8 protein-coding genes and 2 tRNA genes are annotated in these 12,725 nt (G+C 66.4%); 8 read left to right on the top strand and 2 right to left on the bottom strand.

Annotated elements, in window-relative coordinates:
* Window positions 1-3: 3 nt before the first annotated feature.
* Window positions 4-2,847, bottom strand: a complete 2,844-nt coding sequence (gene polA, locus LGR64_RS03530) for a DNA polymerase I (RefSeq protein ID WP_230354981.1) — start codon at window positions 2,845-2,847, stop codon at window positions 4-6.
* A gap of 72 nt (window positions 2,848-2,919) precedes the next feature.
* On the opposite strand from polA, the gene LGR64_RS03525 reads away from it, so the two are divergent.
* From LGR64_RS03525 to LGR64_RS03505, 5 genes are all read left to right on the top strand, one after another.
* Window positions 2,920-3,291, top strand: a complete 372-nt coding sequence (locus LGR64_RS03525; protein WP_141834878.1) for a hypothetical protein — start codon at window positions 2,920-2,922, stop codon at window positions 3,289-3,291.
* Between the two features lie 126 nt (window positions 3,292-3,417).
* Window positions 3,418-4,374: a homoserine kinase gene (locus tag LGR64_RS03520; RefSeq protein WP_013800944.1), complete on the top strand. Its 957-nt coding sequence runs from the start codon at window positions 3,418-3,420 to the stop codon at window positions 4,372-4,374.
* 146 nt (window positions 4,375-4,520) lie between these two features.
* Window positions 4,521-5,354 carry a BPSS1780 family membrane protein gene (locus LGR64_RS03515; protein WP_012207126.1) on the top strand — a complete coding sequence of 278 codons (834 nt, stop codon included), beginning with the start codon at window positions 4,521-4,523 and terminating at the stop codon, window positions 5,352-5,354.
* A gap of 293 nt (window positions 5,355-5,647) precedes the next feature.
* On the top strand, window positions 5,648-7,600 hold the full coding sequence (locus LGR64_RS03510; RefSeq protein ID WP_141834881.1) for a PhoX family protein: 1,953 nt from the start codon (window positions 5,648-5,650) through the stop codon (window positions 7,598-7,600).
* Between the two features lie 275 nt (window positions 7,601-7,875).
* Window positions 7,876-8,511 carry a DUF4198 domain-containing protein gene (locus LGR64_RS03505; protein WP_141834884.1) on the top strand — a complete coding sequence of 212 codons (636 nt, stop codon included), beginning with the start codon at window positions 7,876-7,878 and terminating at the stop codon, window positions 8,509-8,511.
* A gap of 24 nt (window positions 8,512-8,535) precedes the next feature.
* On the opposite strand, the gene LGR64_RS03500 is transcribed toward LGR64_RS03505, so the two are convergent.
* The gene (locus LGR64_RS03500) at window positions 8,536-11,004 is read right to left on the bottom strand and encodes a UvrD-helicase domain-containing protein (protein ID WP_141834887.1); all 2,469 of its coding nucleotides are present in this window, start codon (window positions 11,002-11,004) and stop codon (window positions 8,536-8,538) included.
* A gap of 352 nt (window positions 11,005-11,356) precedes the next feature.
* Here LGR64_RS03500 and LGR64_RS03495 point away from each other — a divergent pair, with 352 nt between their 5' ends.
* The 3 genes from LGR64_RS03495 to LGR64_RS03485 all read left to right on the top strand — a co-directional run bounded on the left by LGR64_RS03495 (window position 11,357) and on the right by LGR64_RS03485 (window position 12,725).
* Window positions 11,357-12,334 (top strand): GMP reductase, encoded by a 978-nt coding sequence (locus tag LGR64_RS03495; protein WP_013800939.1) that lies wholly within the window; start codon window positions 11,357-11,359, stop codon window positions 12,332-12,334.
* A gap of 184 nt (window positions 12,335-12,518) precedes the next feature.
* Window positions 12,519-12,594 (top strand) — tRNA-Lys (locus LGR64_RS03490).
* A 55-nt stretch (window positions 12,595-12,649) separates the two neighbouring features.
* Window positions 12,650-12,725, top strand: a tRNA-Lys gene (locus tag LGR64_RS03485).

Raw genomic sequence — 12,725 nt, 5'->3', positions numbered from 1 at the left:
AGCTCAATGTGCCTTGTCCCAGTTGGGTCCCAGGCCCACCTCGGCGAGCAGCGGCACCTTCAGGTCGGCCACGCCGGCCATCAGGCGCGGGATCTCGGTGCGTACCCAGTCCGACTCGCCTTCCGGCAGCTCGAACACCAGTTCGTCGTGCACCTGCATGATGACGCGGACCTCGGACTGTCTGGCATCGAGCTCGGCCTGCACCGCCACCATGGCCTTCTTGATCAGGTCGGCCGCCGTGCCCTGCATGGGCGCGTTGATGGCCTGCCGTTCGGCCGCCTTCTTGCGCGGGCCGCTGCCGCCGTTGATGTCCACCAGGTACAGGCGGCGGCCGAAGACGGTTTCCACGTAGCCATGGTCGCGCGCGAATTCCACCGTCTCGTCCATGTAGCGCTTGACGCCCGGATAGCGCTGGAAATAGCGGTCGATGTAGGCGGCGGCGGCCTTGGTCTCTATGCCCAGGTTCTTGGCCAGGCCAAAGCTGCTCATCCCGTAGATCAGCCCGAAGTTGATGACCTTGGCATAGCGGCGCTGCTCGCTGCTGACCTGCTCCAGCTCCACGTTGAAGACTTCCGATGCCGTGGCACGGTGCACGTCGCGGCCTTCGTGGAAGGCGCGCAGCAGGGACTCGTCGCCCGACAGGTGGGCCATGATGCGCAGCTCGATCTGCGAGTAGTCGGCGCTGGCGATCACATGGCCGGGCGCGGCAATGAAGGCCTCGCGCACGCGCCGGCCTTCGGGCGTGCGGATGGGGATGTTCTGCAGGTTGGGGTCGTTGCTGGACAGGCGCCCCGTCACGGCCACGGCCTGGGCGTAGTGCGTGTGCACGCGACCCGTGCGCGGCAGCGCCAGCTGGGCCAGCTTGTCGGTATAGGTGCCCTTGAGCTTGGACAGGCTGCGGTGCTCCAGCAGCTTGGCGGGCAGCGGATAGTCCTCGGCCAGCTTCTCCAGCACCTCTTCGTCGGTGCTGCGTGCGCCGGTGGCCGTCTTCTTGACCACGGGCATGCCCAGCTTGTCGAAGAAGATTTCGCCCAGCTGCTTGGGGCTGGCCAGGTTGAAGGGCTGGCCCGCGATGTCGTAGGCCTCCTGCTCCAGCTGCACGATGCGCTGGCCCAGGTCGTTGCTCTGCCTGGCCAGCGTGGCGGCATCGATGAGCACGCCGTTGCGCTCTATGCGGAACAGGGCCTCGCTGGTGGCGATCTCCAGCTCGTAGACGCCGCGCAGGCCGTCGTTGGCCTGCAGCTGCGGCCACAGCACGCGGTGCACGTCCAGGGTCTGGTCGGCATCCTCGCAGGCATAGGCGGCAGCCTTGTCCACGGGCACCTGGGCGAACGGGATCTGGTGGGCGCCCTTGCCGCACAGGTCTTCATAGCTGATGCCCGTGCGGTTGGTGTGGCGCAGCGCCAGGCTGGCCAGGCCGTGCGGGCGGTGCACTTCCAGCACATAGCTTTGCAGCATGGTGTCGTGCACATAGCCGTGCACCTCGATGCCGGCATTGGCGAAGACATGGCGGTCGTACTTGACGTGCTGGCCCAACTTGGGCCGGGCCGCATCCTCCAGCCAGGGCTTGAGGCGCTGCAGCACTTCGTCGGCCGGCAGTTGCTCGGGCGCGTCGGGGCCGGCATGGCGCAGGGGGATGTAGGCAGCGGCGCCGGGCTCCACGCTCAGCGAGATGCCCACGATCTCGGCACGCATCTCGTCCAGCGAGGTGGTTTCGGTATCCAGGGCCGTGAGTTCGGCGGCGTTGATCTTGGCCAGCCACTGGTCGAACGCTTCCCAGGTCAGCACCACGTCATAGTCCAGCGGGCGCTGCTGGACGGCCTCGGCCTCGGTGGTGGCTTCGTCGGATTCGGCCTGCTCCTGGGCAAACATGTCGCCCGTGGACTGGTCGGCACGCGGCTTGGCCGCTGGCTTGCGGCCGGCCTTGACGGCTTCCAGCGCATCGGGCTCGGGCGCGGCACCGCCGAGCATGCGCGCCAGGCCCTTGAAGCCGTAGCGCTCATAGAAGTCGCGCAGCGGCGCGGTATCGGGCTCGCGCGGCGCCAGCGCGTCGAGCACCGGCAGGGTGGGCACTTCGGCGCTCAGGTCGCAGTCGGTCTTCATGGTGACCAACTGGCGGCTCAGCGCCAGCTGGCCCGAGGCGATGGCATCGCGCAGGTTCTGGCCGGCCACGCCCTTGATGCCGTCGGCCGCAGCAATCAGGCCGTCGAGCGAGCCGTGCTCGGCCAGCCACTTGACGGCCGTCTTGGGGCCCACCTTGGACACGCCGGGCACGTTGTCCACGGCATCGCCGACCAGGGCCTGGTAGTCGATCATCTGCGTGGGCGGCACGCCGAACTCGGCCGTCACGCCGGCCACGTCGCGGCGCTTGCCGCTCATGGTGTCCATCACCATGATGTGGGAGTCCACCAGCTGGGACAGGTCCTTGTCGCCACTGGAGATCACCACGTTCACGCCCTGGGCGGCGGCCGTCTTGGCCAGGGTGCCGATCACGTCGTCGGCCTCCACGCCCTGGATGGCCAGCACCGGCCAGCCCAGCAGGCGCACCACTTCATGGATGGGCTCGATCTGCGAGCGCAGATCGTCGGGCATGGGCGAGCGGTGCGCCTTGTATTCGGGGTAGAGCGTGTCGCGGAAGGTGGGTCCGCTGGTATCGAACACGCAGACGGCGTAGTCGGCCGCCACTTCCTTCCTGATCGCCTGGAGCATGTTGATCATGCCGCGGATGGCGCCCGTGGCAGGGCTTTCCGGGTTGCCGGGCTCGGCGCGCAGGTCCGGCATGGCGTGGTAGGCGCGGTAGAGGTAGCTGGAGCCGTCGATCAGCACCAGGGTCTTGGAATTGCTCATGCGCCGATTGTGCACGCGCCGGCAGGGTGACAGGGCGGGACAGCGCCCGCTGCAAGTTCTACAATGGAGCCTATGCGCGCCGCTCCACTTTTCATCTTCCTGACCCTGGCCGCCAGCTCCGTGCTGGCCCAGAACCCCACGCCTGCCCCGGCTGCCTCCACCGCTCCTGCGGCGGCGACCGAGCAGAACGCGCCGGACACGGCCAAGCCCGAGGGGCGCGATCGAACCAACCAGCGCGTGGAACACATCCATGTGGAAGATGGCGGCAGCCGCGTTGACGAGCTGCGCGTGGGCGGCCAGACCCGCAGCATCACCGTGCAGCCCAAGGTCGGCGACATGCCCTCCTATGAGGTGCAGTCCAACGACGGCGCCCGTTCCTCGCGCAACCGCGGCGATGGCGACGGCACCAACGGCACGCGCGTCTGGAACCTCAAGAAGTTCTGATCCTCACCGGACTGTCCGGGCCCCCGGCCCGGCGGCATCCCAGGGGGCAGCACCTGACGGCGCTGCCCTCTTTCCATATCTGACGACAACGATTTCCGCCGAGCCGCGCTGGCCGGCAATGCAAACATGGCCGTTTTCACCGAAGTCTCCGACAAAGATGCGCGCGAGCTCCTGCGCCGCATGTCCCTGGGTTCCTTCAAGGAGCTGCGCGGCATCCAGGGCGGCATAGAGAACACCAACTACTTTCTCACCACTGAACAGGGCGAGTGGGTGCTGACGCTGTTCGAGCGCCTGACGGCCGAGCAACTGCCCTTCTACCTGTACCTGATGAAGCACCTGGCGCAGGCCGGCATTCCCGTGCCCGACCCGCAGGCCGAGACGCGCAGCGGCGACATCCTGCTGAGCGTGTGCGGCAAGCCGGCCTCCATCGTCAACCGCCTGCCCGGCAAGAGCGAGCTGGCGCCCCAGCCCGCGCACTGCGCCGCCGTGGGCGAGATGCTGGCGCGCATGCACCTGGCCGGACGCGACTACGATCGCCAGCAGCCCAATCTGCGCAGCCTGCCCTGGTGGAACGAGACCGTGCCCACGGTCATCCCGCACATCGACGCACCCACCGCCGACCTGCTGCGCTCCGAACTGGCCTTCCAGAACCATGTGGCCGCCTCGCCCGCCTATGCGGCGCTGCCGCGCGGCCCCGTGCATGCCGACCTGTTCCGCGACAACGTGATGTTCGATGGCGAGCGCCTGACCGGCTTCTTCGACTTCTACTTCGCAGGCGTGGACAGCTGGCTGTTCGACCTGGCCGTGTGCCTCAACGACTGGTGCATCGAACACGCCACCGGCGCACATGACGCCACCAAGGCCAGGGCCATGATTGATGCCTACCAGTCGGTGCGCCCCCTGACCGCCGCCGAGCGCGAGCTGTTCAACCCCATGCTGCGCGCGGGTGCGCTGCGCTTTTGGATTTCCCGCCTGTGGGATTTCCACCTGCCGCGCGAGGCCTCCATGCTCGTTCCCCACGACCCCACCCATTTCGAGCGCGTGCTGCGCCAGCGCCTGGCCCACCCGGTGGCGCTGGACTGACGTCCGAAGGCCGCCACAGCGCGGCCGACAGAGGGCTTTGCGGTCCACGGGCCGCGCGTCCTCGGGTACAGTCCCCGTTCGGGCGCCAGCGGCGCGGCCCATGCCAGAGGCCATGCACCATCCAGGCGCCCCGACTTCCTCACCCCATGAAACTTCTCATCGTTCCCGCCCGTACCGGCCTGCAATGGGTGCAGCAGGGCATCCGCACCTTCCGCCAGCAGCCGCTGGCACTGGCGGCGCTGTTCTTTCTGTCGATGGCGGCCATGTCGCTGGTCACGGTGCTGCCGCTGATCGGCCCCGTGATCGCGCTGGGCCTGCTGCCGGCCACCTCGCTGGCCATGATGGTGGCGGCGGCCGAGGCATCGCACGGGCGTGCGCCCACGCCGGCCCTGCTGCTGGTGGCCTTTCGCACCGGGCGCCAGCGCCTGAACTCCATGCTCACGCTGGGCGCCATGTATGCGGCAGGCTTCCTGCTGATCATGGGCCTGTCCATGCTGGTGGACGACGGCCAGTTTGCCAACGTCTACCTGGGCGGCGAGCCGCTGACGCGCGAGATCGCCGAGTCGCCCGACTTCCAGGCCGCCATGTGGCTGAGCATGGGCCTGTACCTGCCGCTGTCACTGCTGTTCTGGCACGCGCCGGGGCTGGTGCACTGGCACAACGTGCCCCCGGTCAAGGCCGTGTTCTTCAGCCTGGTGGCCTGTGTGCGCAACATCGGCGCGCTGGTGGTCTTCGGCCTGAGCTGGATGGGCGTGTTCATCGTGGCCGGCATCGTGATGGCCCTGATCTCGGCCGTGCTGGCCCAGGTGCTGGGCAGCATTGCCAACGGCCTGATGATCGGCACGGCCATGCTGCTGGCCGCCATGTTCTTCACCTCCATCGTCTTCACCTTCCGCGACTGCTTTGCAGCGCCCGATGAAAGCGATGGCAGCGACGCCATCGGCACCGAGCCGCCTGCGCCGCCCGGACTGTCCGGCTGAGCGCTTCGCCACTGCACCCCACAAAGCCCCTTTCAAGGGGCTTTTTCTTTGGACCTTTCTTCAGCCCTTCTTCGCGCCTCTTCTTTGGTTTTTTGACTGGCCGTATCGCCTGGCACCCCTCGCCTGGCGGCTGTCATATGACGCTGTCACGGTTCCGTCATGCGGATGCCATCGCTCTGTCACACCGGCTGCCTAGCATGCCGTGCGGATGTCAAGCCAGCGAGTGCGCGGCGGCATCCCGGCCCATCCCGCCCCCGATGGGTTGACGCTGACAAACCCATAACGGAAGCCCCATGTCCCAATCCACGATGCTCTCCCGCCGCAAGGCGCTGCAATTCCTGACCGGCGCCCCCCTGCTGCCGCTCGGCTCCGCCGTGTCCGCCACCGGCCTGCTGACCGCCTGCGGTGGCGGTGACGACGGCCCCGCGAAGAACTATGTGGCGGCCAGCTTCACCTCCATGGCAGCGCCCACGCTGGCCAACCCCCAGGCCATGGCCAAGATGACCGTGGCCTCGCAGCTCAAGGTGCAGTTCAGCGACAACAGCGAGCAGAGCTTCGACCTGGGCTACCAGCCCTTCTTCGTGACCGGCGATGAAGTGCCGGACGGCAAGGGCGGCAAGATCCTGGCCGGCGGCTACTACGACATCAACAACAACAAGATCATCGACCGCACCGTGGCCGGCAGCGAGCGCCACTTCTTCTCCGATTCGCCCGACGGCACCTCGCTGCTGACCGTGCCCAATGCCAAGGTGGACGGCGTCAAGGGCAAGCCCGTGTTCGCCGTGGTGCAGTTCGAATACACCACCTGGGCGCAGGATGGCAAGACCGACATGTACGGCAAGCTGCCCTCGCCCATCGCCGTGCTGACGCTGGACCAGGACCAGACCACCGGCAAGCTCAGCCTGGTCAAGTACCACAACGTGGACACCTCCAAGGTGCACGGCCTGTGGATCACCTGCGGCGCCAGCCTGTCGCCCTGGGGCACCCACCTGTCCAGCGAAGAGTACGAGCCCGACGCCTTCGCCACCGGCAATGCCCAGCTGCTGGCCTTCAGCCAGAACCTGTATGGCGACCAGACCAAGGCCAACCCCTACCACTACGGCCACATGCCCGAAGTGACGGTCAACGCGGACGGCACGGCCAGCATCAAGAAGCATTTCTGCATGGGCCGCATCTCGCACGAGCTGGTCCAGGTCATGCCCGACCAGCGCACGGCGCTGATGGGCGACGACGCCACCAACAGCGGCTACTTCGTCTTCGTGGCCGACAAGGAAAAGGACCTGTCCTCGGGTTCGCTGTACGTGGCCAAGGTGGGCGCGGGCTTCTCCATCGACCCCGCATCGGGCAGCGCCGCCGCGCTGACCTGGATCAAGCTGGGCTCGGCCACCAGCGCCGAGATCGAGCAACTGGCCAACACGCTCAAGCCCACGGACATCATGACCGTGGCCAAGACCGATCCGGGCGACGCCAGCTACACCAAGATCACGGCCAACGGCAAGGTCGAGTGGATCAAGATCAACCCCGGCATGGACAAGGCTGCCGCCTTCCTGGAAACCCACCGCTACGCCGCCTTCAAGGGCGCAAGCATGGGCTTCACCAAGATGGAAGGCACGACCGTCAACGCCAAGGACAAGGTGGCCTACTCGGCCCTGCAGAACTGCGAAAAGTCCATGGTGGCCGGTGATGCGCTGAATGTGGCCGGCAACGGCGTGTCCATCCCCAAGCAGCTCAAGGCCGGCGCCGTGATGGCACTGAACCTGCGCGGCGGCCAGAAGGACACGGCAGGCGCCGCCATCAACAGCGAGTGGATGCCCGTGGACACCAAGGCCCTGCTGGCCGGCGAGGACATCAGCGCCGACGCGCTGGGCAACACCGGCAACCCGAACAAGATCTGCAACCCCGACAACCTCAAGTTCTCGGAGAAGATGCGCACCCTGTTCATCGGCGAGGACAGCGGCCAGCACGTGAACAACTTCCTGTGGGCCTACAACATCGACACCAAGCAGCTGTCGCGCCTGATGTCGATTCCCGCAGGCGGCGAATCCACGGGCCTGCATGCCGTGGACGAGATCAACGGCTGGACCTACATCATGAGCAACTTCCAGCACGCCGGTGACTGGGGCGCCATCCACAACGTGGTCAAGCCCACGCTGGAACCGCTGATCAGCGCCAACTATCGCGGCAAGTTCGGTGCCGCCGTCGGCTACCTGACCGGCACCGCTGCCCAGCCCAAGCTGTCGGCCTGACCGCCGCCACAGCGCCCCGCCGCCCTGCGGCGCGTGGCGCCACAACAAGAAGGCCATGGATTTCCATGGCCTTTTTGCATGTCTGCGCCGCAATTGCATGGATGTCATGAACCCGACTCTTAGCGTGCAAAACAAGAGTCATTCTCACCTGATCGCTATAATTTCTGATGCATTGCGGCGTCGCTCGTCCGCCATCGCACCATCTTCAGCCCCGCCGGATCACGCCCCTCAAGGCCCGGCAGGCGCACGCAGAGCCACACCACAGGAGAGACTCCATGACCGAACCTTCCCGCATCCTTCGCAGCACCGCCGCCGCATGGCTGGCCGCCGCCGCCGCACTGGCGGTGCCGGCCGCGCATGCCGACTATCTCTGGCTGCAGCAGGACGCAGGACAGGCCCGGGCCTATGCCGGAGAGCTGCGCAAGCCGCTGGAACAGCTGCCGGCCCTGGAAGATGCCAAGCAGGTCCTGCCCGACCGCAAGAGCCTTCCCCTGAAGGCCGACGCCAATCATTTCACCGCGGACGCAGGCCAGGGCGATGTGCGCATCGCCGCCACGCGCCCCGGCGCCAATGGCGTGCTGACCTATTACCAGGCCCGTTTCGGCCGCAACGACACCAAGGCCGTGAACGACCTGGAGCTGGTGCCGACCACAGCGGGCGGCGATACGTTCCAGCTGGTGTTCAAGGGCCGCAAGGTCGCGGCCAGCCAGGTCAACGTGCAGACCAGCGAGGGCTGGTACCGCACGCTCACGCCATCGCAGGACGGCACGGTGAGCTTCAAGCCCTATTTCCCGGGCCTGTACGTGCTGGAGGTGACGGCGCGCGTGGACAACGGCTCGGTCACGCTGGACGGCAAGAAATACACCGACGTGCGCCACACCACGACGCTGAGCTTCGAAGTCAAGCCCTGAGCGCCGGGCGCGGCAGCCCGCGCCTCACTCCACGACCGTGAGCTTGGCAATGGACAGCGCCAGCCACTTCGTGCCGTGGCGGCCAAAGCTGACCTGGGCGCGCGCGTCGTCGCCCGTGCCTTCCAGGGCCAGCACCTTGCCTTCGCCGAACTTGTTGTGGAACACGTTCAGGCCCACGCGCAGGCCGTGGCCCGGAGCGGCCTTTTGCGGCGGCACGGGCGGGCTGGCGAAGACCTCGCTGCGCCAGCCTTCGGCCTTGTTGCCGAAGCCGCCGCGATCGCGTGAACCATAGCCGCCACCACCGCCGCCACCGGGGCGGGGCGCGTAGCTGCCAAAGCCGCCCTGCTTGGGGGTGATCCACTTGAGCGCCTCATCGGGCAGCTCGTCGAAGAAGCGGCTCTTGACGTTGTAGCGCGTCTGCCCGTGCAGCATGCGCGTCTGCGAATGGCTCAGGTAAAGGCGCTTGCGCGCGCGGGTGATGGCCACATAGGCCAGGCGGCGTTCTTCCTCCAGGCCGCCCCGGTCCATCATGGCGTTCTCATGCGGGAACAGGCCCTCTTCCACGCCGCCGATGAAGACGGCGTCGAACTCCAGCCCCTTGGAGGCATGCACGGTCATCAGTTGCACGGCGTCCTGGCCGGCCTGGGCCTGGTTGTCGCCAGCCTCCAGCGCCGCGTGCGTCAGGAAGGCGGCCAGCGGCGACAGTGTCTCGCCGGTATCGGCATCGACCATGCCGGCCACGGTGCCGGCCGGCGGCGTGAGCGGCGTGTCCAGCAGCGGCAGCGCAGGGTCCAGGCCCTGGCTGGCCGGGCTTTGCGTCAGCGCCCTGGCGCCGTCGTGCTCGTCCAGCGGCAAGGCCACGGCATCGCGGCCAAAGCCTTCCTGGGTGACAAAGCTCTCGGCCGCGTTCACGAGTTCCTGCAGGTTCTCGATGCGGTCGGCGCCTTCCTTTTCGTTGCGGTAGTGCTCGAGCAGGCCGCTTTCTTCCTCGATGGCCTCGATGATCTCGCGCAGCGTGCGGCCCTGGGTCTGCTCGCGCAGCACGTCGATCTTGGCGACAAAGCCTGCGAGCTTGGTGCCCGGCGCGCCCGGCACTGCCGAGACGGCATCGTACAGCGAGCAGCCCGCGCTGCGCGCCGCGTCCTGCAGCGTCTCCACGCTGCGCGCGCCAATGCCGCGCAGCGGGAAGTTCACCACGCGCAGAAAGCTGGTGTCGTCGTGCGGGTTCTCCAGCAGGCGCAGGTAGGCCAGCGCATGCTTGATTTCAGCGCGCTCGAAAAAGCGCAGGCCGCCGTACACGCGGTAGGGAATGGCGGCATTGAACAGCTGCGATTCGATCACCCGGCTTTGCGCATTGCTGCGGTAGAGCACGGCGATTTCCTGGCGCTGCCAGCCGTCCTTTTTCACGAGCTGCTGGATTTCCTCGACCATCCACTGCGCCTCGGCCATGTCCGTGGGCGCTTCGTAGATGCGCACGGGCTCGCCCGGGCCCTGGGTGGTGCGCAGGTTCTTGCCCAGGCGCTGGCTGTTGTGGCTGATGAGCGCGTTGGCGCAGTCGAGGATGTTGCTGTAGGAGCGGTAGTTCTGCTCCAGCTTGATCTGCTGGCGCACGTCGAACTCGCGCACGAAGTCCTGCATATTGCCCACGCGCGCACCGCGAAAGGCGTAGATGCTCTGGTCGTCGTCGCCCACGGCGATCACGCTGCCCGTGGCCTGCAGGCGGCCATCCACCATGTCGCCCGCCAGCTGCTTGAGCCACTGGTACTGCAGCTTGTTGGTGTCCTGGAACTCGTCGACCATGATGTGGCGAAAGCGCCGCTGGTAGTGGGCGCGCAGCGCGGCGTCGTCGCGCAGCAGCTCGTAGGAGCGCAGCATCAGCTCGCCGAAATCGACCACGCCCTCGCGCTGGCACTGCTCCTCGTAGAGCTGGTAGATCTCGACCTTCTTGCGCGTATCGGGATCATTCGCCACAACGTCGCCGGGGCGCATGCCTTCTTCCTTGCAGCCGGCAATGAAGTACTGCAGCTGCTTGGGCGGGAAGCGCTCGTCGTCCACGTTGAACTGCTTGCACAGGCGCTTGACGGCCGACAGCTGGTCCTGCGTGTCCAGGATCTGGAAGGTGGACGACAGCTTTGCCGCCTGGTGGTGGGCGCGCAGCAGCCGGTTGCACAGGCCGTGGAAGGTGCCGATCCACATGCCGCGCACGTTGTAGGGCAGCATGGCCGACAGGCGGGCCAGCATTTCCTTGGCCGCCTTGTTGGTGAAGGTCACGGCCAGGATGGAGCCCGGCGTGGCCTGGCCCGTCTGCAGCAGCCAGGCGATGCGCGTGGTCAGCACCCGCGTCTTGCCCGAGCCCGCACCGGCCAGAATCAGCGCGTGGCCGGCCGGAAGCGTGACGGCAGCAAGCTGCTCCTCATTGAGGTGGGTCAGCAAAGGGGAGTTGGGGGCGGGCGCGGCACCGGAGGTGCCGTCGAGCAGATCGATCGGGAACATCCTGGCATTGTAGAAAGCACCTCGCTCCCCAGGGAAACCGATGCCGCATTTCCCGCAATCGGCCCGAAATCTGCCCGCGATCTGCCCGCAATAGGCCCGCGCAGCGCGCCCTTGCAGGCTCATAACGCCATCCCTATAACCGCTATATCGACAGGGTGCCCAGGCCCGTCGCCGGCAACGTATAGAATCAATCACCGGGCCCAAGTTTCTTGCGGTCCGGTTTTTTGTGCCTGGGCCATAGCCGCCCTGGCGACGCGGCCCGCCCGCGCCGCCCGCAAGACCGGCCTCCAAGCCAAGCGCCCCATCGCGGAGGGATGTTCCTGCCGCGACCTTTCATGGAGCTTGGAATCAAATGGAAATCTTCGACTACGACAACATCCTGCTGCTGCCGCGCAAGTGCCGCGTGGAAAGCCGCTCGGAGTGTGATGCCAGCGTGGAGCTGGGCGGTCGGTCCTTCCGCATCCCGGCTGTGCCGGCCAACATGAAGACGGTGGTGGATGAGAGCATCTGCACCTGGCTGGCCCAGAACGGCTACTTCTATGTGATGCACCGCTTTGACCTGGACAACGTGCAGTTCGTGCGCGAGATGCAGGGCAAGGGCTGCTTCGCCTCCATTTCGCTGGGCGTCAAGAAGCCCGACTACGACACCGTGGACCGCTTCGTCGCCGAAGGCCTGTGCCCCGAATACATCACCATCGACATCGCCCACGGCCATGCCGACAGCGTGAAGAACATGATCGGCTACCTCAAGGAAAAGCTGCCCAAGTCCTTCGTGATCGCCGGCAACGTGGGCACGCCCGAAGCCGTGATCGATTTGGAGAACTGGGGCGCTGACGCCACCAAGGTCGGCATCGGCCCCGGCAAGGTCTGCATCACCAAGCTCAAGACGGGCTTTGGCACGGGTGGCTGGCAGCTGTCGGCGCTCAAGTGGTGCGCGCGCGTGGCGACCAAGCCCATCATTGCCGATGGCGGCATCCGCAGCCACGGCGACATCGCCAAGAGCGTGCGCTTTGGCGCCACCATGGTGATGATCGGCTCGCTGTTCGCGGGCCACGAGGAATCGCCGGGCCAGACCGTCGAGGAAAACGGCCAACGCTTCAAGGAGTACTACGGCTCGGCCTCGGACTTCAACAAGGGCGAGTACAAGCACGTGGAGGGCAAGCGCATCCTCGAACCCGTCAAGGGTCTTCTGGCCAACACCCTGATCGAGATGGAGCAGGACGTGCAAAGCTCGATCAGCTACTCCGGCGGCAAGAAGCTGATGGATATCCGCAAGGTCAACTACGTGATCCTGGGCGGTGACAACGCAGGCGAACATCTGCTGATGTAAGCGCGCTGCGCGCCAGCACCCCAAAGGCGGCCTCGGCCGCCTTTTTTGCGGCTGCGCACCGGGTGGCACGCGGGCCCGGCTCAGCGCCACCATGCCATGAACTAAAAATTTGGCGCGTCTTCCTGCAAGCGCACAAAAAATGCCGCATAATTGCGGTCTCGTTTGCAGCGCAGACTTGTTTTTGGGGCTCTTAGCTCAGCTGGTAGAGCAGCGGACTCTTAATCCGTTGGTCGAGTGTTCGAATCACTCAGGGCCCACCAAAAATTCCTTTTCAGCCTGGATTCATCCAGGCTGATTCCTTCGGAATACCCGAGGGGGCTCTTAGCTCAGCTGGTAGAGCAGCGGACTCTTAATCCGTTGGTCGAGTGTTCGAATCACTCAGGGCCCACCA

The organism is Delftia sp. Lp-1 (assembly GCF_020523835.1).
Taxonomy (GTDB): domain Bacteria; phylum Pseudomonadota; class Gammaproteobacteria; order Burkholderiales; family Burkholderiaceae_C; genus Comamonas; species Comamonas acidovorans.
This window is presented reverse-complemented; position numbering and strand designations above follow the sequence as displayed.